Here is a 23,620-nt window from a genome sequence, read left to right as displayed (position 1 = left end):
TACTTACGTTTTTACCTTTGGCAGAGTCAGGACGGACCCTATTGGGAAGAAAGAATAGAGGGAGTTGGCAAGAATGAATGTTTCCGGCATGGCGGGGCATCTGATCCGCAGGCTCAACCAGACGTCTACCCAGGTCTTTTCGCAACGGATGCAAACGGCCGGTTACGACCTGACGCCCGTTCAGTTCGCTGCGCTTGATGCTGTTTGGTCCAATCCGGGCCTGGACCAGGCGCGCATCGCCGCACAGATCGCTTACGACCGTGCGACGATTGGCGGCGTCATCGACAGGCTGGAGCAAAAGGGCCTTGTCGCGCGGTCAATCAATGAACGGGACCGGCGGGCGCGTGCGGTAAAGATCACTGACAAAGGCCAACGGGTTTACGAGGAGGTATTCCCGATCGTGGAGCAGTTGCAGCCAGAGATCCTGGGCGACCTTGATGCAGAAGAACAAGAGCAGTTTCTTCACCTGGCTGCAAAGGCGCTGAACCTGACTTTGGATATTTAGCGGGATGCCTGCCACCAGGCTTGATCCAGCCCTGTCTGCTTATCCACCCGGGCGGTCAAGAAAGGCCTGGGCCGCCTCGCGCGACTCGAAAATATGCGTGGCCGCTCCAGCGAAGGTTTCGCCTAGCTTTAGCCGGATGAAGGCAGAGCCTGAGTATCGCGTCACGGCTCGATAAAACCGGGCCTCCAGCTCTGCGACCATGTTTGCATAGTCCTTGGCAGCCTCGTCTTCGAGCTGGAAGCCGTCGTAATTCACGATGACGTCAACTTTGTCTGGCAGCGGGCTACAGACCGCCTCAACTTGTTTTTGTACCTGCTTCACCTCTTCGGGTGAACGAATGCGAAGTTTTTCGAAGTTGATGAAGAGGCGCCCGGTTGCGGCGTCCAAAGCGATGCGCTCGGGCAGGTCAAGATGAAGAAGCTCGCGCTTCAGATCCATCGGTTCGGGTCGGAAAATCCGCAAGTCCATGCCGCGAATGTCTTCGATTATAGGCCGGAACCCCATCTGACCCACAATATCGCGCTCAATATCGACGCCTGGGGCTGACTCTATCAGTTGCAGCCCGGTGGGGCACAACCGAAAAACGCAACGCTCGGTAACATAGAGTACCGACCGACCCAATCGGGCCGCACGGCTCCCTGAAAACGTGACCTGTTCGACTGCTTTCAGGAACTTTTGGGACGTCCCTTCGGCCCGGATATCGAGTTGCCCGCCTTCAATGGCGATATCCAACCCCTGCGCCGTGAAGGTTCCTGCGAACACCAGAGATTTCGCATTTTGACTGATGTTGATGAACCCTCCGGCCCCTGCCAGCCTGGGGCCAAAGCGCGAAACGTTCACATTTCCCGTTGCGTCTGCCTGGGCAAGGCCAAGGCAAGCCATGTCCAGTCCGCCGCCGTCATAGAAATCAAACTGCGCATTCTGGGGGATCACGGCATCAACATCGACAGCCGCCCCGAAATCCAGTCCCGACGCTGGCTGGCCACCAATGACACCGGGCTCGGCAGTCAGGGTCACGTGATCAAGAAGGCCTTCTTCAGCCGCGACAGAGGCCACGCCTTCGGGCATACCGATTCCAAGATTGATCACCCCATTCACCGGAAGTTCAAAGGCGCATCGCCGCGCGATGATCTTACGCGCATCCAAAGGCATTTCCGGGATCTCTCCCGCCGGAGGCCGAATACGATTGGTGAAGGCGTGCGAAAATCTGGTTCGGTAGGTTTGCATATGCAGTTCCGGCGGAGCTACCACCACTGCATCGACTAGAATGCCGGGAATTTGAACTTCGCGAGCTGGAAGGCTGCGCCCCCGGGCCAGACGTTCGACCTGTACTATCACAACGCCGCCAGAGTTCTTTACCGCCATGGCCTGCGCAAGGTTATCTATGACGAGTGCTTCACGCTCCATCGTGATGTTGCCGAACTCGTCCGCTGTGGTTCCACGCAGCAGCGCTACGGTGAGTTTTGGTGCTGGATAAAACAGATACTCCTCGCCGCCGAGCGTCATCAGTTCGACCTGGGGATCAGTCGAGATCTCGTTGATTGCTCCTCCACCTTTGCGGGGGTCGACGAAGGTTTCCAGTCCGACTTTTGTCATCATTCCCGGTTTCCCGGCCGCGCTATCGCGAAAGAGCTGGCTGATGCATCCTTGGGGGAGGTTCCAGCCTTCAATCTTTCCCTCAACCGCCAAGGCGGCCACCTTGGGAATAAGGCCCCAATGCCCTCCGACAACGCGCTTGAGCAACCCCTCGTGGCCGAGGCGGTTGAGACCGCGTTCACCCCCATCCCCTTGTCCCGCCGCGAAAACCAGGGACAAGTCTCTTGGGTGCCCCGTCTCCAAGAACCGTTGCTCAACCGCCGCTAGAAGCGCATCAGGCACCCCGATACCAACAAAGCCCGAGGTGGTCAGGATGTCGCCGTCCTTGATCAAGGCGGCAGCATCCATTCCCGAGACCACCTTTTTACGCATAGAGCTGTCCTCCTTTTGATCATGGTTTCCGCCGGTGGGAAACTTGTCCAGTGCCAAAAGTCTTGGAAGTGACAGGCGACCACGGGCGACCTGTGCGTCATTCCAATAGGGGAAGGTGGAAGCTCGCCTTGATGCGATCCATGACGACAGAGGTCTTGAACCCCTTGATGTCGGGATTATCGTAAAAGAATTCTCGCGTGAACGCTTCGTAGTCGGCCATGTTTGTCGCGCTGACGATCAGGACGAAATCGGTTTCCCCGGTTACGTAGTAGGCGCTCATCACCTCGGCGCAGTTCCGAACCGAGCGTTTGAAACGATCAATGATGTCGGCGCGTTCGCGTGCAAGTTCGACGGACACCAGCATCAAAAGCGGACGGCCGGCTGCTTCGGGGTCCACGACCGAGATGTCGGCTGTGATGACACGGTCAGTGCGAAGTCTGGTCAGGCGGCGTTGAACAGAGGTCGGGGATAACCCGACCAGGTCGGACAGTTCGGCATGGGTGAGCTGATTGTTCTGCTGCACGTGGTGCAGGATTTTCCGATCCATCTGGTCCATTCCGGTGAAATTACCCGATTTTCAGGAGATTGCGCACAAAAAATACTCGCTTCTCAGAAACATGCAGAAAACACCCGCCTCATCCCCGTAGGATGATCGCGAACGCCGGAGGATTCATGCCAGATTTGCCATTCTCACCCGCCGAATATTCCGACCGCCTGACAAAGACGCGCGCTGAGATGGCCGCGCGCGGGCTGGACGCGGTTTTTGTCACTGACCCGTCCAATATGGCCTGGCTTACGGGGTATGACGGCTGGTCCTTTTACGTGCATCAAGGGGTGCTTCTTGCGCTTGGAGGCGAGCCGGTCTGGTGGGGGCGCGCGATGGATGCGGTGGGCGCCGGGCTGACCACCTGGCTCGCCAAGGACAATATATGCGGTTACGACGACGCCTATGTACAAAACCCGGCCAAGCACCCAATGGAGGACCTCTCAGCGCTGATCGCGGAACGAGGCCTGAGTGCCGCGCGCATCGGTCTGGAGATGGACAACTATTATTTCACGGCGTCCGCGTTTCTGAGCTTGCAACAAAACCTGCCCTCGGCCCGGTTCCAAGATGCCACGGGTCTGGTCAACTGGCAGCGCGCCGTGAAATCCGCGACCGAGATAGAGTATATGCGCCGCGGCGCTCGGATCGTCGAGCGGATGCATCAGGTGGTCTTGGAGAAGGCCGAGCCAGGGCTGAGGAAAAACGAATTGATCGCCGATATCTACCATGCCTCGGTCTCGGGCGTCGATGGGTATTGGGGGGACTATCCGGCCATCGTGCCGATGGCGCCGTCGGGTATGGATGCGACCGCGCCGCACCTGACATGGGATGATACCCCCTTGAAAACCGGTGAAAGTACGTTTTTCGAGATTGCCGGATCCTATCGGCGCTATCAGTGCCCGCAGTCGCGCACCTTGTTCCTGGGTAAGCCGCCGCAAAAATACCTGGATGCGGAAAAGGCTGTTCTTGAGGCCGTTGAGGCGGGGCTGGAACAGGCCCGGCCCGGCAATCTCTGTGAAGACATTGCCAACGCCTTCAACGCGACTCTCAACCGGCTGGGGTTTCAGAAGGACAGTCGCTGCGGCTACGCCATTGGGATCTCCTATCCGCCGGATTGGGGCGAACGCACCATGTCGTTTCGCAGGGGCGACAAGAGTGTGCTGAAACCCGGCATGACGTTCCACTTCATGCCCGCTTTGTGGCTTGATGATGGTGGGCTTGAAATCACGGAACCGATTGTCATCACGGAAACCGGGGTGGAATGCCTCTGCCGCACCCCGCGAAAACTCTTCGTGAAAGGGTAAGCGATGCGCGCCAATCCGATCACCCCGACCGTGGATTTCGAGATGGACGGCAAACAGCACGGTCATCTGCGCTTGCCTTATAGCCGGAACGACAGCGCGTGGGGTTCCGTGTTGATACCCGTTTCGGTGATCCGGCGCGGAACCGGCCCGGTGGCGCTTCTGACCGGGGCGAACCACGGGGACGAGTATGAAGGGCCGCTTGTGCTCTTTGAACTGGCGCACAGTCTGACGCCGGATCAGGTCACGGGAACCGTGATCATTGTGCCGGCGATGAACTTTCCGGCGTTTCTGGCTGGCACCCGTGTGTCGCCTCTGGATCAGGTCAACATGAACCGCGCCTTTCCCGGCGCCCCGGACGGCACGCCGACGCAGAAGATCGCCGATTACTTTCAGCGCACCTTGCTCCCCATGGCCGATCTGGTTCTGGATTTCCATTCCGGCGGGAGAACGCTCGATTTTCTGCCCTTTGCAGCCTCGCATATCCTTGAGGACAAGGCGCAGGAGGCGCGCTGTCGCGCCGCCCGGGATGCGTTCAACGCGCCGTTCAGCGTCGAAATGCGCGAGATTGACGCCTTGGGCATGTATGACGATGCCGCCGAAGCTATAGGCAAGACCTTCGTCACAACCGAATTAGGCGGGCAGGGGTCGGCCACCCCATACACGACAGGAATCGCGCGCAAAGGGGTGCGGAACCTGTTGATTCACGCAGGCATCTTGTCGGGGGAACCGGAACGCGCACCCACGCGGTATCTGAGCCAGCCTGACGATGCCTGTTTTCATTTCACGGCCCAAGGGGGGCTGGTCGAGTTCCTTGTCTCGCTAGGCGAATTCGTCAAACCCGGCGACCCCATCGCTCGAATTTGGCAGACCGGCCAAACCGGCAGCGCCCCACGCTCTGTGACCGCGCAACGCGACGGTATCCTGATGGCGCGCCACCATCCCGGCCTGTGCCAGGCAGGCGATTGCCTTGCCGTTCTGGCCGTCGAAGACTGAAAAGAAGGAAGTATCATGTTGCAGAATGACCAGATCGCACTCTGGGATCGGGAGAGTTTTTTCCATCCATCGACGCATCTCGCCATGCATGCACGCGGAGAGACCCCGTCGCGCGTCATCCGTACCGGCTCAGGCGTGCATATCGAGGATCGCGATGGCAAACGGATGCTCGATGCGTTCGCCGGTCTCTACTGTGTAAACGTCGGATATGGGCGGCCGGAGATCGCCGAGGCTATTGCCGATCAGGCGCGCGAACTGGCCTATTACCACGCCTATGTCGGTCATGGCACCGAAGCCTCGATCACGCTGGCCAAAATGGTCATGGACCGTGCGCCGGCTGGAATGTCCAAGGTCTATTTCGGGTTGTCCGGGTCGGACGCCAACGAGACCAACATCAAGCTGGTCTGGTATTACAACAATATTCTGGGGCGACCTGAAAAGAAAAAGATCATCAGCCGTTGGCGGGGGTATCACGGCTCCGGCTTGATGACGGGCTCGTTGACAGGGTTGGAGCTCTTTCACAAGAAGTTCGACTTGCCGTTGTCACAGGTGATCCATACTGAAGCGCCCTACTATTACCGGCGCGAGGTGTGGGAACTTTCCGAAGCGGCTTTCAGCGCACAATGCGCCGCCCGGCTCGAAGAGTTGATCCTTGCCGAAGGGCCAGACACAATCGCGGCCTTTATTGGGGAGCCTGTTCTGGGAACCGGAGGGATCGTACCGCCGCCTGCCGGTTATTGGCCCGCGATCCAAGCGGTGCTGCGGAAGTATGACATCCTCCTGATCGCTGACGAGGTGGTAACCGGGTTCGGGCGTCTCGGGTCCATGTTCGGGTCCGCGCACTATGGCATCTTTCCAGATTTCATCACGATCGCAAAGGGCCTCACCTCGGCCTACGCGCCATTGTCCGGGTCGATCGTGTCGGATCGTGTTTGGAAGGTGCTGGAGCAGGGTACCGATGAAAACGGCCCCATCGGTCATGGCTGGACCTATTCGGCGCATCCTATCGGTACGGCTGCCGGTGTGGCGAATCTGAAACTGATCGACGACCTGGGATTGGTCGAAAAGGCAGGCCGGATGGGGCAGGCCCTGAAGAAGGGCCTCACGCAGGCTTTGGCCGAACACCCCAACGTGGGCGATGTCCGCGGCGAGGGACTGATGTGTGCGGTCGAGTTTGTCGAAAATCGTGCTGCGCGGCGCATGTTCGACCCCCAGCGAAAGGTAGGCCCGGCAATTGCAGCCAGGATGTCCGAACTTGGCGTCATAGCCCGGGCCATGCCGCAGGGCGACATCATCGGTTACGCCCCTCCGTTCTGCATCACGCAGGACGAAGTGGACACCGTCGTGGCGGCCACTGCAGATGCCGTGAAGGCGGTGTTGGGTTAAACAGTAATAAAGGGTATCCGCGCATCTAACCTACAGCACCCCGTCGCTACCGAGAACACGAGCATTGGTGCCAGGGCGCATTACCCTGGCCTGAACAAGTTTCATTGTGCTTCTTCTCTCCATTGACGCCCTTGCATGGTTTCACGCCAGGAGAGCCATTGGAGGGCGTTTTTGGGCCCGTGCGATCATTTGTTGTCGCCGGCCAGCGTCTCTTTCGCTAAATGGTTTCCCATGCATTACAGGAGGCTTGCCGTGACCGAACCCCTGATTTCCTCTCGCCACCACAACCGTATCGCCGACCTGCACGAAGAGATAACGGCCTGGCGGCGCGATCTGCATCAGCATCCGGAGATTGGTTTCCAGGAAACGCGGACAGCGGCAATCGTCGCGGAAAAGCTTCGGGCCTTTGGTGCCGATCAGGTCGTCACCGGCATCGCGACCACAGGCGTCATCGGGATCATTCATGGAGAGCAGGACGGCCCGATGATCGGATTGCGCGCCGATATGGATGCGCTGCCGATGCAGGAACATGGCGATATCCCGTGGAAATCGGTCAATCCTGGGAAGATGCACGCCTGTGGCCATGACGGGCATACGGCGATGCTGCTTGGCACGGCCAGAATCCTTGCCGAGACAAGGGATTTCGCAGGCTCTGTGGCGGTGATCTTTCAACCGGCCGAGGAGGGCGGCGGCGGTGGCGGAGTGATGGTGCGCGAAGGATTGTTCGATGTGGCAGACTGCACATCCGTCTGGGGGCTGCACAACTGGCCCGGGATGCCGCTTGGCCAATTCTGCGCGCTTGCCGGGCCGATCATGGCGGGCATCGACTATTTCGATATCACGATCAAAGGGCAGGGGACCCATTCGGGGCTGCCGCATCTTGGAGTGGATACGGTCCTTGCGGCCGCGCATCTTGTCACCGCGATCCAGAGCGTGCCTGGGCGAAACGTGTCGCCGCATGAAACGGCGACAATTGGCGTGTCGATGTTCAAGGGGTCCGACGCCTATGTGGTCATGCCGGACGAAGCGGTCATTGGTGGCTCGGTCCGCTATTTCGATTGCAAGACGCGTGACATGGCCGAGGCACGGATCAGGGCGCTGGCCGAAGGAATTGCCAGCGGTTTCGGCGCCGAGGCGGTCATTGACTATCGCAAGAATTACCCGCCGACGGTCAACCATGCTGCCGAAACGGATCTGGCAGCCGAAGTCGCCAAGGGGCTGGTGGGCGTAAGCCGGGTGCTGCGAGAGAGCGAGCCATGCATGGCAGGAGAGGATTTCTCCTTCATGCTGAACGAGCGCCCGGGCAACTATATCTGGATGGGAACCGACGAGCCTGGGCGCAACAATGCCATGGTTCACTATCCTGACTACGACTTCAACGATGCCGCAATTCCCGTTGGCGTGGGCTACTGGCTTGGGCTGGTGGACCGGTTGCTGCCAAGACGCTGATTTGCACACCCGGTCACGGCTGACCGGGTATCTGCAATCATGATTGCGCGGTTGGACTGTTGAAGACCTGCCGGTACGCCGGTGCCGAAATGTCGTATATAACATGCTCGCCCGGGCAGTCTGACAAGACTGCCGAAAGGTTATTGTAAGGTTGTGGTGATGGAAGGTGCAGCGAAGAAACAACCCGGCGCGTGCGATGCAACCCTTCCAAACTTTGCTGACCTACCCAGTCAAGCTGCGTGACAGTTTCACACTTTCTCCAATCGCTCTGTCGGCGTGGATACTCGTTTTCCTTTTCGCAACAGCCAACCACACATTCTGGATGATCGGGGCAGAGGTTTTTTTCGGCCACGGCCTCGCGTTTTCAGGATTTGTTCTCGCGCTCTTCCTGCTGATGCTGAGCATTTTCAGCCTGTTCGGCTTTCCCTGTGTCTTAAAGCCTTTTCTGGTGGTGATTGTCGTGCTCAGTGCAGTCTCATCCTACTACGTGGACACACTTGGGATTGTTGTCGACCGGGACATGATCCAGAACGTCGCGGTCACGACATTCGCCGAGTCGAAACACCTGATCACCCTGGGTTTTGTATTGCATTTGGTGGTTTTTGGGCTGGTTCCCGCAGCCATCATCCTGACGATCCGGCCCAAGCCCCAAGGAATGCTTCGCACGCCGGCGACTCCCGTGGTCGGTTTTGTTGTTGGCTTGAGCCTTGCCGTGGGCGTGCTTGCGCTTGACATGAAGCCCTACGCCACCGTTGTCCGCGAGCGAAAAGACCCGCTGAGCAGCTTTCAAACTGGCGCGCCTCTAGTGGGCATCATCCGCTATGCGCGAAAGGTGTCCAAGGTTAGAAAAGACGTGATCGCGCCAATCGGTGAAGACGCCGTAAAAGGTTCGTCCTATGACGCTGGCGCGAAACCGGTGCTCGTCGTTGTGGTCGTCGGGGAAACCGCGTGGTCGCAGAATTTCAGTCTCAACGGATACAACGTAAAGACCAACCCGCGCCTTGCGGAACTGCCGGTGGTTTCGTTCTCGAATGTGCACTCTTGCAGCACCGCCACCGCCGTTTCTTTGCCCTGCATGTTTTCCAATTTCGGTCGGGACAGGTCCACATACGAACGAGGTGTTTCGACCGAGAATGTTCTGGATGTCTTGCAACATGCGGGCTTCCATCTGGAGTAGTGGGACAACAATACCGGACACAAAGGGGGCGCGGCCTGAGTTGAGACCAAGTCTTTCGCCAATATGACTGTTCCTGAGTTCTCTGGACAAGGCGAGTGCACGGATGGCGTTTTTCTGGATGCCTTGCAGAACTATGCCGAGACGATTGCTCAGGATACGGTACTGGTGCTGCATCAGATTGGAAGCCACGGGCCAGCCTATTACCTGCGCTACCTGGAGCCTTTTAACGGCTTAGCCCCTCTTGCCGAACGGCAGAGTTCATGAACTGTACATCACAGGAAATCGTCAACAGCTATGACAACACCATTGCATATACGGACGAGTTTCTGGCCGAAGCCATTGGCGTACTGTGCCGCCAGAGCCGCGCCGACACGGTCTTGATGTATGCATCAGACCATGGAGAGTCACTGGGGAAGGGGGGCTCTTCCTGCACGGCGTGCCCTATTTCATGGCGCCGGAATACCAAACCAAGGTACCGATGATCCTGTGGGTTTCTGACAGGTTCAGCCAACGGTTTTCAATAGACAAGTCCTGTCTTGCTGATCAAAGGGACACCGAACTGTCTCATGACAACCTGTTTCACAGCCTTCTCGGGATGCTTGACGTTTCTACAGACCTGCGAGATGCAAGCCTAAATAATTTCGCGCGCTGCATGAAAGACAACAAGGTTGCAAGTCGATGACTGAAGGACAGCCACGTAAACAGCCACTACCCCCAAAAGATTACCGGGTTGCCGCATCTTTTTGCTGCCGCCGGGTACTCTGTCGCCGGGGCAAGGCGTCTCTGGCAGGAAACGGCGCTTAGTCAGATCGTCGCAGCGTTTCTGGTCTGCCTGATGCTGTTTGCCCTTCTCGGCGCCAATGGGTTGGAAATCGCGTTCCTATTCATTTTCTTCTTTTGCCTTGTCGCGGTCGAGGCTTTGAATACGGCCATTGAATCTATCGTTGACCACCTTGCGCCTGACTGGCAGGTATTCGCGCGCGACGCCAAGGACCTGGGTTCGCTTGCGACAATGTGTTTGCTTGCTGCAAACGCGGTGTTCATCGTAGCGGTCTTAGCCCGGGTGCTTGCCCTGATAATGAAAGACAACCTATGAACATGTTCAAGATCGTTGCTGTGCCGATGCACAAGGAAGGCCGCAAGTTCGTGGCCACCTTTGCCGTTGTGACGGTTCTGCTAACGGCCCTATGGGCGCCGCTCTTCTGGCCCGGGCTGGCTGTGACGATCTGGTGCTACTACTTTTTCCGCGATCCTGTCCGAATCGTTCCAAAACAACCGTCTTTGGTCATGTCTCCGGCAGACGGGATCGTTTCTCTGATCGAGGAAGTTGTGCCCCCAAGCGAATTGGGCCTTGGCGATGCGCCTCTGATCCGGGTATCGGTGTTTATGAATGTCTTCAATTGCCACGTAAACCGAGCGCCGATCACAGGTGTGGTCCGTCACATTGCCTATCATCATGGCAAATTCCTGAACGCGTCGCTGGACAAGGCCAGTATTCACAATGAACGCAACGGTTTGACGATCGAAGCGGCAGATGGAACGCGCATCGGTGTTGTTCAGATCGCTGGTCTGGTTGCGCGTCGGATCGTATGTTTCGTGCGCGAAGGCGACCGGTGCGGGGTGGGCGAACGCTTTGGCCTGATCCGTTTTGGCAGCCGTTTGGACGTTTTTCTTCCCGCTGGCGTCAAACCCCGGGTGTCCGTTGGTCAAATAGCAATTGCAGGAGAGACGATTCTGGCCGATCTTTCAAATCCATCCCAGATGATGCCCGGGACACCAATTTGATAGGTATATGAAACTGAACTTACCCCTTGCGCTTCGACGCGTCATCCCCAGCCTGGTGACAATGGGCGCTTTGGGCGCTGGCATGAATGCGCTGCGATTGGATATCGAAGGCGAACTGGAACGTGCGCTTTCGTTCCTTTTGCTTGCGATGGTACTGGATGCGTTGGACGGGAAGATGGCCCGTTTGCTGGACGCGGTGAGTGACTTCGGGGCGGAACTCGATACGCTGTCTGATTTCTTCAACTTTGGCGTTGTTCCGGGCATACTCATTTATAACAACCTCTACGCCGACACGGAGTATGCCAGCATTGGGTGGATCGCGTCGCTGATCATCGTGGTCTGTTGCGCCTTGCGGCTCGCAAGGTTCAACGTGGCAAGAAAGACCGGCGAGAGCGACGATTTCTTTGTCGGGATTCCGGCCCCTGCATTGGCCTGTCTGGCGCTGATGCCTATCTTCATGCAGTTGAGCGCCCTAGGAACCCCGACGCACCCATTTGTTCGGACAGTGTATATTGTCGGGGTTGGCCTGCTGGCGATCAGCACGATTCCCACGATCTCGATAAAGTATGTCAGTCTCAGATCATCGATGCTTATTCCGGTCGCCTTGGTCGGGATCATCGGTGTTTACGGCTTGATCACTAATCCCTGGCCCACACTGGTTGTCGCCAACTGCCTGTATCTGGCCACGCTGCCATTTTTCTATCTGAAGCAGGCGCGACAATCGAAACCCGCTTAAGTCAGCGGGCCGGTTGCAACTGACATTTGACGAGATGGCCGAGGCCCAGAACCTTCGGCCAGCGCTGTAGGCGGTGATTGTGACGCTTATTGCGTTTTTGCCAGTGACAGTCGGGCTAAATGCGACTGGGCGATGCCTGCTCGCCAACTGTTGTCCCCGGCAACAGACTGACAGCGGATCTTCGATCCGCCGCTGTCAATCGGCCTTGCGGTGCTCTCGAACCAACTGCCGGTCACATTAGAGTCATCGCGGAGCGTGATCGGCTATCATGAAATTTTTGTGACAGCGTGCTGGCTGTCTTGATGCTCTATTTATTTCTGATATTCACGAAATATGGAAATAGGTATCACCCATCAATTGACCACACTGGGCCACCCAAAACGCCTGGCCATTTTTCGGCTCTTGGTGCGGCGTTATCCGGATCAGGTGCCAGCTGGCGAGCTGGCCGAGGCCCTTGATCTCAAGGGGTCGACCTTGTCGGCCTATCTGTCTGCGTTGATGCAGGCACGGCTTGTCACCCAGGAGCGCCACGGCACTTCGCTACGATACTCGGTCGATATGCAGGAAGTGCGACACACCTTCGACTATCTGTTTCTTGATTGTTGCAGGGGCCGGGCCGAGTTGTGTGGCCTGTCGGCGTTGCCCGGCACCGAACCGGCTGGGCGGGGGACGCGATCCAGATACAGGGTTCTGTTCCTATGCACCGGAAACTCTGCCCGTTCGATCTTTGCCGAAGCCATCCTTCGGAAAGAAGCGGGCGACCGGTTCGATGTTTTTTCCGCCGGTACAAAGCCGAAGTCCGAATTGAACCCTTTCGCGCTCGAGGTCCTGAAACAGAACGGGCATGATATCTCGCGCCTGCGGGCCAAAAGCATTACAGAGTTTCAAGGGCCGGATGGGCCGACGTTCGATTTTGTCTTCACGGTCTGTGATCAGGCAGCGAACGAAGATTGCCCGGCCTGGGTCGGTCAACCGGTCAATGCCCATTGGGGGGTACCCGACCCGGTGAAGGCCGGTGGCAATGTCGCGGAGAGGAACCTCGCGTTTCATCAGACATATGGCGCGCTTCGCAACAGGATCCTGGCCTTCGCCTCGCTGCCGATTGCTTCGCTCGACAAGATATCGCTTCAACGCGCTTTGGATGACCTCGCGCGAACGGAAACCGGAGAAAACTCATGACTGTTTTTGCGCTCAATGGCCTCGGTCGCATGGGCAAACTCGCTCTGAAACCACTTCTAGAGCGCGGCGCCGAGATTGCCTGGATCAACGATGCCGTTGGCGACACAGCAATGCAGGCGCATTTGCTCGAATTCGATACCGTGCATGGCCGCTGGGACGCTCGCTTTGCCTTTGACCAAAGCAGTGTCACGATCAACGACACGAAAATACCCTTTGTCGGAACGCGAGACTTGTCGAGACTGCCGCTGGACGGGGTGGATGTGGTGATCGACTGCACCGGCGTGTTCAAGACCGAAGCCAAGCTTCAGCCCTATTTCGATGCCGGGGTCAAAAAGGTTGTCGTTTCCGCGCCGGTCAAGGATGGGCCGACCGCAAACATCGTCTATGGCGTCAACCAGGATGTGTACAAATCGGCCGAGCACCGCATCGTTACGGCGGCTTCCTGTACAACCAACTGTCTGGCGCCTGTGGTCAAGGTGATCCACGAAGCGATCGGCATACGTCACGGTTCGATCACCACCATCCACGATGTCACCAATACCCAGACCATCGTGGACCGGCCCGCCAAAGACCTTCGTCGCGCGCGGTCGGCGTTGAACTCTCTCATCCCGACCACCACGGGGTCGGCCACGGCGATCACCCTGATCTATCCCGAACTCAAAGGGCGTCTGAATGGCCATGCGGTGCGGGTTCCGCTGCTGAATGCCTCGCTCACCGATTGCGTCTTTGAACTGGAGCGCGCGACGACGGTGGAAGAGGTCAATGGTTACTTCGCCGCCGCCGCCAAGGGGCCGCTGAAGGGCATTCTGGGTTTCGAGGCCAGGCCGCTCGTCTCTGCCGACTACACAAACGACACACGGTCGACGATCATAGATGGGCCATCGACGATGGTCATCAACGGCACGCAACTGAAAGTGTTCGCCTGGTATGACAACGAAATGGGTTATGCGCACCGGCTGGTCGATGTGGCACTCATGGTAGGGGCTTCTCTTTGACGCCTGGAGAGCAGCGCCCGAGCGGCCTCGCCGCCTATGGGGCCGTCACAGCGGCCTATTGGGCCTTCATGTTTTCCGATGGCGCGTTGCGAATGTTGGTGCTGTTGCATTTCCACACGCTCGGTTTCTCGCCCGTGCAACTGGCCTATCTTTTTGTGATCTACGAGATCGCGGGAATGGCAACGAACCTCGCGGCGGGCTGGATCGCGGCCCGTTTTGGGTTGGCATCGACCCTTTATGCAGGGCTTGGGTTGCAAGTGGTCGCCCTCGTAGCGCTTTCCGGATTGAATCCGGATTGGGCGCTGGGCGTGTCAGTGGCATATGTGATGGTTGTGCAGGGGGCGTCGGGAGTTGCCAAGGACCTGGCCAAAATGTCCTCGAAATCCGCTGTGAAGCTACTTGCGCCAAAAAAGGACGGCGCGCTGTTCGAGTGGGTGGCGGTCCTGACGGGGTCCAAGAATGCGGTGAAAGGACTTGGCTTTCTTCTGGGTGCGGCGCTTCTTGGGTCTTTGGGGTTTGTCTGGTCGCTTTACGCAATGGCGATCGGGTTAGCGATTATCCTACTATCCTTGCTTCTTGCGAGGCCATCGGGTTTGCCGAAAGGTCGCAAAGGGGCGAAATTCTCGGAAATCTTCTCGAAATCCGCCAACATCAACCGCCTCAGCCTAGCCCGTTTGTTTCTGTTCGGGGCCAGGGATGTCTGGTTCGTCGTAGGCATCCCCATCTATTTCTACGCGGTTCTGTCAGACGGGTCCGAAGACGGAAATCGTACAGCGTTTTATCTGATTGGTACGTTCATGGCGCTGTGGATTGTCCTTTATGGAGGGGTCCAGGCTGCTGCTCCGAAACTTTTGTACGCCTCTACACGTCCCGAGGCCGAGCTGATCGCGGCGGCACGCCGCTGGGCCTGGGGGCTTTCGCTGGTTCCGGCGATACTGACTGCGGCTGCCCTGTTCGCCTCCGGTCCCCAGCCCTGGCTGACGGTCATGCTGATCGTGGGGTTGCTGGTCTTTGGCGCGGTGTTCGCAGTGAACTCGTCGCTTCATTCCTACCTGGTACTGGCGTTCACCCGGGCCGAGCGGGTGACCATGGATGTGGGCTTCTACTACATGGCCAATGCGGGCGGGCGCCTGCTGGGAACGGTCCTGTCCGGGCTGACCTATCAGGCCGGGGGGCTTGGGTTGATGCTGGGAACGGCTACGGTGATGATCGTTCTTTCGGCGCTGGCGGCAAGCCGCCTCTGTCCCGACGTCACGGAGAAAGCGCGGGCATGACCGCTGCAAAGGTGAGGTTTTTGTCAACTGGACGCAAAGGTGCGCTGCAATCACACTGGGACAGAATTTTCTTACATTTTTTTGGATGATTGATGACCCAATCGATTTTTCGAGAAGAGCGTTTTGAGGCGAAGAATTTGAACCTGACCCCTGACGATGGATCCCGTTCAACCTGGCAGGTTCTGTCGGGCGGCGGCGTCGCGCTGGCGACGCTCAGCGACAATGGCGCGTCCCGTGTCCTGACATACACCGTTTTCGGGTCCGATGGCGAAGCGGTTGGCACACCGCAGACGCTTGCGACCGTTCCTAGGGACAACGGTGTATTCGATGTCCGGTTTGCCGAGGCGGCGGACGGCTACGTTCTGTTGCATTTCTTCCTCGTGGATGGCACGTCCTATCACGGGTGGGGCGACTATGCCCTGGGGGCAGGCGAGAACGTGGAAAGCACGCTCAGCGTTGTGCGCCTGAAAAGCGATGGATCGCTGGACGGGACGCAGGATCTGGCCACGTTCGAGACCTACATTCCAAGGGTCGAACTGTTCGAAACGTCGGACGGTGGTATAGGGCTGCTCCGGTCCGGTCCGCCCAAGCCTTGGGAACCGGTCTCTGGTGTTGGATACACGGTGGCGACCATCCCCGATCCGGACACCTTGCTGCAACGGTTCGGGGCCGATGGAACCCCCATTGGCGATGCCATGGTCTGGACCAACCCCGGGGTCGGCCATCTGGATTGGGATATTGGGTATATCAACAGCAGCGCACCCGAAGCGATTGACCATGTTCAGATGTTTGATGGGGCGGGTGGCTCCTTGCTGGCCGTCTATCCGCGGCCCTGGGACGCGTGGGGCGGTTTCCCCGAGGAACTGTCGTCGCTGACCTTTCGGATCATCAATCCCGATGGCACTCATGGGACCGAACAGGTTGTGGTCGCAAGCCCGCACTCCGAGGCGAACACGCTGGGCCACGCCCGGAACGGTGACCTGGGCGGCTGGAGCGTCGTGGCCGATCCGGCGGGTGGATTTGTCGTTCTCTATGGCGAGGCGGTCTATGACGACCCACCGGGTGGGCCTACTGTTTACGACGTGCCGATCCGGATGCAGCGACTGGACGCCACGGGCGCGCTTGTGGGATCGGATGTCGAGGTGGCCCGGTACACGAACAGCTATGTCAATTGGCTCGGCTTCCATGATGCCGAGATGCGCGCCGACGGAACATTGCTGTTCCTGACCTCTGCCTTGGGAAACGTCTCGCTGCACAGCGTTGCACCCGGGGGTACAGGCAGTGAAAGCATAACGCTGCGCACCCGTGAGGCGGACGATGCCGAGGGCGCGATCATTTCGGCCGAGATCCGCGAGGACGGAGGCGTTTCGATCCTTCACCAAGGTGTGGGGCCTGTGGTAACCGAATACGGAGACCGGGAGGATATCCTGTGTCTGTCTACCTATGACGCGCAGGGTCAACCGGAAAGTCCGACCGTCAGGCTGGCCGACCACCGCAACATCTGGGCGAAGTTCGCAACCGGTCCCGATGGTTTGCTGACGGTCGCGTGGCAACACGCGGGCGAGGCGGGTGACACCTATGTCGGGCAGCATCTGGATGGTCAGGGGTTCCGCCACCTGACACCGACCGCGCTGACGGATGCGGCGGATGACGACACCCTTTCCGAACGGCATTCGTGGATGGCAAGGCCGGGAATGACACGCTGACCGGCAGCGTGGGCGATGGCCGGTTACTGGGCGGTGCGGGTGACGATCTGCTGCGGGGCGAGGCGGGCGACGACATGTTCCGCGCCGACGCGGGCAATGACACGCTGATCGGGGGCGAGGGGACCGATACCGCCTTCTGACTGGGGTCGCCGACGGACTATACCGGTGAGTTGCTGGACGAGGCCGATATCCCCGAGCACCTGCGCGGCATGGAGCCGGTCTATGCCGTCACCGTGCGCAACGATCGTGTGGGCGACGGGCGCAACCTGCTGTTGGGAGGCGAGCGGCTGGTATTTGCCGACCGGGTGATGACGCCGGACGAACTGGTGATCCAGACCGGGCGGGAAACCGGCGCTTTTGATGAGCTGATTGAAGGTGCCGACGATGTGAACGACACGCTGTCCGGCGGGTTTGGCGCGGACACGCTGCGTGGTCTGGGCGGCAACGACTCTCTGTCCGGCGACGAGGAGAACGATCTGCTCGAAGGAGGCTCCGGGGATGACACGCTCATCGGCGGACAGGGTGTCGATGTGCTGGAAGGCGGCGAAGGCGACGATGTCGCGATTTTCTCCGGCGTATGGTGGGACTACGAGTTCTACCTGACGGGTGACTCACGCTTTGCAGGTTCCATCCCCGACCTGCCGGAGGGCATCACCCTTTCCGGCCCGGCAGTGGTGGTAAAGGCCCGGGAGGCTGCGGCGGGCGGTGACCAATGGGATTTCCTGGTCGATATCGAACAAATGCAGTTTTCCAACCGCAGCGACAGCGTGTTCGACATCCTGCTGGATGCCGGGACGTACAATCGTACTATCCGGGGTACCGTTGCGGGCGATACGATTGCCGGGGGTGTCGGGCATGACGATATCAACGGCGATTCCGGGGGCGATATCATCTTCGGCGGCCCCGGAAACGACACGCTGGACGGAGATTTCGGAAATGACGCGCTGAATGGCGGGCTTGGCAACGACGCCCTGTTTGGCGGCACCCGTCGGGACGAGCTGCATGGCGGTGACGGGAACGACTTTATTCGAGGGGCTTGGCGCGAGGGAGACCCCGAAGACGACCTTGCCGACACGGTCTATGCCGGGGACGGGAACGATACGATCTACGGTGGATATGGAAACGACCTGATTTACGGAATGGACGGAAACGACGTCATTGCAGGTGATTTTGGCGCAGATTTGTTGATTGGGCAGGGTGGCGACGATGTGATTACCGGTTCTGCCTTTTCTGACATGATCTTCGGCAATGCCGGCAACGATTTCGTCAACGGCGGCTAAGGCCATGACAGGATCAATGGTGGTAGTGGAGCTGACAAGTTCTTCCATTTGGGCGTCGAAGAGCATGGCTCGGACTGGGTACAAGACTATAATGCGGCCGAAGGGGACGTGCTGCTTTTCGGCGTCGGCACAGCGACCCGCGATCAGTTCCAGGTAAATTTCGCCCATACAGCGAGCGCCGATGGCGAACGCGCAGGCGATGATGTGGTGCAAGAGGCATTCGTCATCCATAGGCTATCCGGACAGATCTTGTGGGCTCTGGTGGATGGACAAGGTCAATCCGTGATCAACCTCGAGATTGGTGGGGAGGTGTTTGAACTGCTGATCTGAGGTTCGAGGGGATTACTTTTTGAGCATTCATGCGATCAGTATGGAAAAAAGCCGTACTATCTTTATTCATGTCGCCCTGTCAGTTTCGCTCCGGCTACATCCAAACGGATAGGTTTACGTTGCGACAGTTGACAGACATAACGGACTGTCTCCAATATGATTACTAATGTCTCAAACCTTTTTTAGTCGAGTACACATGTGCTTCAGAAGATATTTATAGGTCTTGTGGACGTTTTAAACTCCGTCCGATTGCCGGTGACGGCAGGCGCGCTCTGTTTGGCGGCCCTGTCGGCGCAGGCGCAAACTGCGAGCGAGATTACCCCGCAGAGTTTTACGCCAACGCTTCAACGGTTCGATGGCGCACTGGTATTGGAGGGGCAAGCAGGCGGTAGAACGCCGGCCGGATTGGAAAACATCGGAATAACGTTGTCCGGTGTCGATCTGACGGATCCTTTACCACAGATGGCGGAGGCCAATGGAGCGTTCGTTCAGAGGCTTACGCGCGGGCGCATACCCGCATCGGAACTGTTCGAAGCGACGTCGGATCTTGAAGCTGCATATGCAGAGGCTGGCTATGTGTTGACGCGCGTGGTGTTGCCACAGCAAACGCTCCGCGATGGCGGCAAGCTGCGTGTGGCGATCGTGAACGGCTATGTCGAGACCGTCGATACGCAAAACCTGCCACCAGAGATCCGCGAGCGTGTCAAAAAGTTGACCGATGGACTGGTCAACAGGCCGGGACTGACGCGTGCAGAACTTGAGCGTCAACTTTTGTTGTCCGGTGATGTGCCGGGAACGGCGCTTAGATCGGGACTGGCGGCTGGCAGCGCGCCGGGTTCCACGATCATCGGGCTCGAAGCAGACTACAAGCGGGTTACGGGGTTTGCTGGTTTCGGTAACCCGACGGGTTCGGAATTGGGTCGCATTAATCTAGAGTTGGGGGTTGAGCTTAACAGTGCTCTCGGGCAGGGCGAGACCTTTTACGGTCGTATCTCTGGCAACTACCAGGGCTTCTTTTCCGGCGATCCACGCAGCCGGATCCTTGCTGGCGGGGTGGTGTACCCCATCGGTCGTTATGGTACATATCTGAACATCGAGGCCACGACGAGCGACACGACACCGGACGAGACGCCCGCGACCCGGTCGAATTTCGACCGGCTGTCGCTCCGGCTGATCCACCCGCTGACGCGCGGGCGTCAATTGAATATCACCGGGCAGTTGGCCTTGGACATGCAAAAGGATGACCAGTCGCTTTTGGGGGGAGCGCAGATCTACGAAGATCAACTGACCATCCTTCGCGCGGGTCTGAACCTCACCTATCTGCACCTGGATCAGGCGTTTTCGTCCGCAAGTCTGCTTTTGTCACGCGGGATAGATGCGTTTGGCGCGCGAACACTGGCCAATGTCGGCGCAGGGGCGCCGTTGTCGCGAGCTGGCGCCGATGCGATTTTTTCTAAGATTTCGGGATCGGTCTCGCACCGCCGCGCCTTGTCCGAAAGGATCGGCCTGTCGGTATCTGGACGGTTCCAGACGTCGTTTGGCGACCCGCTACTGACTTCGGAACAGTTTTCGCTGATCGGAAGTCAGGAGGTTTCGACGATGGATTCAGGCTCCTTGCGCGGTGACAGCGGTTGGGTACTTCGATCCGAATTGTCGACCGTCTATCCGGTCTCTATTGCCGGAAAGAATTTTCAGATCAGCCCTTACTTATTTGCCGGGGCCGGCCAGGCGATCCTCGAAAATCCCACGGTTCTGGAACAGGCCCGTACCAAGGCAGTTTTCTACGGGGTCGGGGTGGATCTCTTGTCGAATACGAACTCACTTTTCCGATCAAGCAGCTTGCGGATCGAATATGGCAGAGGAGAACGCGACGATGGTATCCCTGACGAAAATCGCTTCAGCATCTCGGGGAACATTCGTTTCTAAGTCGCAGGGATCGGTGCGCTGGGTTCTGCTGTGCGGAGTTGCCGCGTTTGTCTGGCAGGCTCCCGCATGGTCTCAATCCACGCTGCCCACAGGGGCAACAGTTGTTGGCGGATCGGTTAACATCGCCCAGCCCGCGCCGCAAAGCATGGTGATTAACCAATCCAGCGATTCAGCGGTGGTGAACTGGAACAGCTTCTCGATCGGATCGGAGAGCCATGTCGACATTCGCCAGCCGAATGCACAGTCCAGCATTCTGAACCGGGTTACTGGAACCACCCGCAGCGATATTCACGGGAGGCTGACGGCCAACGGGCAGGTTCATCTGATCAACCCGAACGGCATTTTCATCGGCCCTAACGGGACGGTTAACGTGGGGTCTTTAGTGGCCTCGACGTTGGACATCTCGAACGAGGACTTTCTGGCCGGTAGGTACCGGTTCCAGGGTAACGGCTCTTCGGCCGCCGTGACGAACGCCGGGCGTGTGACCATCGGGCCGGACGGCTATGCCGCCTTGTTGGGGGGGAGGGTACGCAACTCGGGCATCGTGACTGTGCCGATGGGCCGGATCGGGTTTGCCAGCGGTGAGCGGGTGATGCTGGACTTGTCCGGCGATCAGTTTCTGCAAGTGGCGATCCCGACCGCTGGCGAGGAGGACAGCGAAGCCCTTATCTCGAACTCGGGGCTGGCCAGCGCCGATGGCGGGCTGATTGAAATGCGAGCTGCGACAGCCCGCGAGGCGGTGCGCCAGGCCATCAACCTCTCCGGTGTAGCCGAAGCGCGATCGGTCTCGGTACGCAATGGCGCTATCGTACTGGGCGGCGGCAGCGGAGGGTCCGTGCGCGTGACTGGACGGATTTCCACGCGTTCGTCAGAGTCGCCCCTTGCCATAGCCAGTTCGCGCAGGCCACCGCGGGGACAAGAGATAACCGTGACCGGACGTGACATCACCCTGGCTGGTGCCGAGATTGACGCCAGTGGCCAGGATGGCGGTGGTCTGATCAGGATTGGCGGTGATTTCTCGGGCGCCGGCGATCTGGTGCGGGCGTTGACCGTAGACGTGGACAGCAGGTCTGTCCTGCGTGCCGATGCACTGGGAACGGGCGATGGCGGGCGGATCGCGGTCTGGTCTGACAACGAGACGCGTTTCGATGGACACCTGTCGGCGCGCGGCGGTGAAAGCGGCGGCGACGGCGGCTTCATAGAGGTCTCAAGCAGCCGTGTCCTCTCCTATGGCGGGCTTGCCGATACACGCGCTGGATACGGCCGCTGGGGAACGCTGCTGCTCGATCCGCTGGATATCACAATCAACCCCGGCGCCGGTGGCGAAACGACGCTAGAGACAAACCTCGGGCTCGGGAACGTGACGCTTGATACCTTCGACGCGTTTTCGACCGATCCTGGCGATATCACTATTAATGCGAATCTGGACTGGGTGGCGGCGACGATCCTGTCTCTCCAGGCAGAAAATAATATTGTTCTGAACGGGGCGATCAACGCCCCGAACGGCGGCGTCGTCCTTAGTGCAGTGAACAACATTGCGACCAATGCGCTCAGCTCGATCGATGTGGCGTCATTTGACTTGTCTTCGGGGTTATGGAGCCAGGTCGGTACCTTGCCTTCGTTTTCCGCGACCAATTTCCAGGTCGTGTGCTGCGGCACCTTCCTGCGTGCCTTGGGCGGAGATGGAAACGCGGCGGCACCGTATCAGATAACCGATGTCTATGGCCTTCAGGGACTTGCCACGTCTGGTCTGACCGGGGCGAATGTCGTTCTGGCCAATGACATCGATGCCAGCGGCACCGCGGTTTGGACCAACGTCTTTACCGGCGACGGGTTCGAGCCGATTCCGCGCTTCGCCGGTACACTGGATGGCGCGGGCTTCACTGTTTCAGATCTGTTCAGCTCGCAGTTTTCGTTCGATGGGGAGTTCGCCAGCCCGCGTCCGGCTGCTCTGATCGAAACGCTCGACAGCAGTGGCGTGGTGACGGATCTGACGCTTGAAAATGCGAATATCGTAGGCAGTTCAGCCGCAGTTCTTTCGGTCACGAACAATGGAACCGTCAGGAACACTCGCAGCAGCGGCAATGTCAGCGCAACCTTTGGCGAGGCCGGTGGCCTGATTGCCCAGAATACCGGTACGGTGCAAGACAGCCTATCATCGGCAAACGTCACTCTCGACGCCCAATCCATCTTCGCGCCACACGCGGCCGGAGGTTTTGTTGGACGTAACCAAGGCGGTACGATCGCTCGATCGCATGCAACGGGCAACGTTGTGGTGACCAATTCCTTCAATCTGGATACGACGTCAGGCATAATGGCGGGCGGTTTTGTCGGCGAGAATGATGCCTCGGGCCAGATCGCGGATTCCTATGCACGCGGCAACGTTACTGTCACAGATACATCAACCAGCAGCATTGCCGGCGCCTTTGCAGGTGGTTTCGCCGGGGATAGTGGGGGCAGCCTCGTCCGGTCCTATTCAACAGGAACGGTGACGACGTCGGGTGCGATGAGTTTCACCACTGGTGGTTTCCTGGGTCGCGATTCCTCGAGTGGCGGCACTGCAGGCAATTTCTGGGATATCGACATCTCAGGGAGAACGACTAGCCCCGGAGCCACCGGGCTGACCACCGGCCAGTTCCAAGATACGCCGACCTTTATTGCGCTGGGTTCACCAGCAGGATGGGATTTTGGCAACGTGTGGGCCCCCGGCGATGCGGGTTTCCATCCGGTTAACTACAGCACCTCCCCGGTGGTATTTGCCCAGCCGGATCCGCTCACCGTTCAATATGGCCAAACCGGCAGCGCGGTCGCAACGGGAACGGTTGACGGCGGCCCAAGCAGTTACGTGTTCGACGGATGCTGCGATACGCTGGATACCTCGCCGATTTTCCAGACGCTCGCATTTTCTAGCGTCAATGTCGGTTCGACATCGTTTACGGTGGACAGCACGTCGTTGACCAGCGCCGATGGAATACCCTATCGCGTCGTTGACCTAGTGGGGAACGCGACGGTGACACCTGCGCCGCTGGTGGTGACGGCGGATGACGCGACCAGCGCTTATGGGGTTGCCACCGTGCTGAGCG

Annotated in this window: 20 protein-coding genes and 1 pseudogene; 19 read left to right on the top strand and 2 right to left on the bottom strand. The window is 58.7% G+C overall.

Annotated features, from left to right (window positions below; all coding sequences use genetic code 11):
* The first annotated feature begins 73 nt into the window (after positions 1-73).
* The gene (locus OEZ49_RS20865; RefSeq protein ID WP_263390099.1) at positions 74-505 is read left to right on the top strand and encodes a MarR family winged helix-turn-helix transcriptional regulator; all 432 of its coding nucleotides are present in this window, start codon (positions 74-76) and stop codon (positions 503-505) included.
* 39 nt (positions 506-544) lie between these two features.
* Here the strand turns inward: OEZ49_RS20865 and OEZ49_RS20860 are convergent, their stop codons facing one another.
* Both OEZ49_RS20860 and OEZ49_RS20855 read right to left on the bottom strand, forming a co-directional pair.
* A complete protein-coding gene (locus tag OEZ49_RS20860) occupies positions 545-2,473 on the bottom strand; it encodes an acyl CoA:acetate/3-ketoacid CoA transferase (protein WP_263390098.1) in 1,929 nt (642 codons plus the stop codon).
* 97 nt (positions 2,474-2,570) lie between these two features.
* Complete coding sequence (locus OEZ49_RS20855; RefSeq protein ID WP_263390097.1) at positions 2,571-3,029, bottom strand: Lrp/AsnC family transcriptional regulator; 459 nt, start codon at positions 3,027-3,029, stop codon at positions 2,571-2,573.
* A gap of 116 nt (positions 3,030-3,145) precedes the next feature.
* Between OEZ49_RS20855 and doeA the strand changes: the two genes are divergently transcribed.
* The 18 genes and pseudogenes from doeA to OEZ49_RS20765 all read left to right on the top strand — a co-directional run.
* Positions 3,146-4,321, top strand: a complete 1,176-nt coding sequence (gene doeA / locus OEZ49_RS20850; RefSeq protein ID WP_263390096.1) for an ectoine hydrolase DoeA — start codon at positions 3,146-3,148, stop codon at positions 4,319-4,321.
* A 3-nt stretch (positions 4,322-4,324) separates the two neighbouring features.
* Positions 4,325-5,314, top strand: a complete 990-nt coding sequence (gene doeB / locus OEZ49_RS20845; protein WP_263390095.1) for a N(2)-acetyl-L-2,4-diaminobutanoate deacetylase DoeB — start codon at positions 4,325-4,327, stop codon at positions 5,312-5,314.
* 15 nt (positions 5,315-5,329) lie between these two features.
* Positions 5,330-6,700: an aspartate aminotransferase family protein gene (locus tag OEZ49_RS20840; RefSeq protein WP_263390094.1), complete on the top strand. Its 1,371-nt coding sequence runs from the start codon at positions 5,330-5,332 to the stop codon at positions 6,698-6,700.
* A gap of 252 nt (positions 6,701-6,952) precedes the next feature.
* A complete protein-coding gene (locus OEZ49_RS20835) occupies positions 6,953-8,149 on the top strand; it encodes a M20 aminoacylase family protein (RefSeq protein ID WP_263390093.1) in 1,197 nt (398 codons plus the stop codon).
* Between the two features lie 166 nt (positions 8,150-8,315).
* The gene (locus OEZ49_RS20830; RefSeq protein ID WP_263390092.1) at positions 8,316-9,326 is read left to right on the top strand and encodes a phosphoethanolamine transferase; all 1,011 of its coding nucleotides are present in this window, start codon (positions 8,316-8,318) and stop codon (positions 9,324-9,326) included.
* 260 nt (positions 9,327-9,586) lie between these two features.
* Positions 9,587-10,008 (top strand): annotated as a pseudogene (locus tag OEZ49_RS23105) (sulfatase-like hydrolase/transferase).
* Positions 10,009-10,056: 48 nt separating this feature from the next.
* A complete protein-coding gene (locus tag OEZ49_RS20820; protein ID WP_263390089.1) occupies positions 10,057-10,422 on the top strand; it encodes a diacylglycerol kinase in 366 nt (121 codons plus the stop codon).
* Positions 10,419-11,111, top strand: a complete 693-nt coding sequence (locus OEZ49_RS20815; RefSeq protein WP_263390088.1) for a phosphatidylserine decarboxylase — start codon at positions 10,419-10,421, stop codon at positions 11,109-11,111. The genes OEZ49_RS20820 and OEZ49_RS20815 overlap by 4 nt, the downstream gene beginning before the upstream one ends.
* A 7-nt stretch (positions 11,112-11,118) precedes the next feature.
* Positions 11,119-11,847: a CDP-diacylglycerol--serine O-phosphatidyltransferase gene (pssA, locus tag OEZ49_RS20810; protein ID WP_164128162.1), complete on the top strand. Its 729-nt coding sequence runs from the start codon at positions 11,119-11,121 to the stop codon at positions 11,845-11,847.
* A 333-nt stretch (positions 11,848-12,180) separates the two neighbouring features.
* On the top strand, positions 12,181-13,026 hold the full coding sequence (locus tag OEZ49_RS20805; protein WP_263390087.1) for an arsenate reductase/protein-tyrosine-phosphatase family protein: 846 nt from the start codon (positions 12,181-12,183) through the stop codon (positions 13,024-13,026).
* Positions 13,023-14,021, top strand: a complete 999-nt coding sequence (locus OEZ49_RS20800) for an ArsJ-associated glyceraldehyde-3-phosphate dehydrogenase (protein WP_263390086.1) — start codon at positions 13,023-13,025, stop codon at positions 14,019-14,021. Before OEZ49_RS20805 ends, OEZ49_RS20800 begins: the two co-directional genes overlap by 4 nt.
* Positions 14,018-15,295 carry an organoarsenical effux MFS transporter ArsJ gene (arsJ, locus tag OEZ49_RS20795; RefSeq protein ID WP_263390085.1) on the top strand — a complete coding sequence of 426 codons (1,278 nt, stop codon included), beginning with the start codon at positions 14,018-14,020 and terminating at the stop codon, positions 15,293-15,295. The genes OEZ49_RS20800 and arsJ overlap by 4 nt, the downstream gene beginning before the upstream one ends.
* A 92-nt stretch (positions 15,296-15,387) precedes the next feature.
* On the top strand, positions 15,388-17,001 hold the full coding sequence (locus tag OEZ49_RS20790) for a hypothetical protein (RefSeq protein WP_263390084.1): 1,614 nt from the start codon (positions 15,388-15,390) through the stop codon (positions 16,999-17,001).
* Complete coding sequence (locus OEZ49_RS20785) at positions 16,971-17,141, top strand: calcium-binding protein (RefSeq protein ID WP_263390083.1); 171 nt, start codon at positions 16,971-16,973, stop codon at positions 17,139-17,141. The genes OEZ49_RS20790 and OEZ49_RS20785 overlap by 31 nt, the downstream gene beginning before the upstream one ends.
* 30 nt (positions 17,142-17,171) lie before the next feature.
* A complete protein-coding gene (locus OEZ49_RS20780; RefSeq protein WP_263390082.1) occupies positions 17,172-18,281 on the top strand; it encodes a calcium-binding protein in 1,110 nt (369 codons plus the stop codon).
* A gap of 48 nt (positions 18,282-18,329) precedes the next feature.
* Entirely contained in the window at positions 18,330-18,611 is a 282-nt protein-coding gene (locus OEZ49_RS20775) for a hypothetical protein (protein WP_263390081.1), read from the top strand.
* 198 nt (positions 18,612-18,809) lie between these two features.
* On the top strand, positions 18,810-20,537 hold the full coding sequence (locus OEZ49_RS20770) for a ShlB/FhaC/HecB family hemolysin secretion/activation protein (protein WP_263390080.1): 1,728 nt from the start codon (positions 18,810-18,812) through the stop codon (positions 20,535-20,537).
* On the top strand, positions 20,485-23,620 hold a 3,136-nt coding region (locus OEZ49_RS20765), incomplete at its 3' end, for a two-partner secretion domain-containing protein (protein WP_263390079.1). The genes OEZ49_RS20770 and OEZ49_RS20765, both read left to right, overlap by 53 nt.

The organism is Ruegeria marisflavi (assembly GCF_025673445.1).
Classification (GTDB): Bacteria; Pseudomonadota; Alphaproteobacteria; order Rhodobacterales; family Rhodobacteraceae; genus Ruegeria_B; species Ruegeria_B marisflavi.
This window is presented reverse-complemented; position numbering and strand designations above follow the sequence as displayed.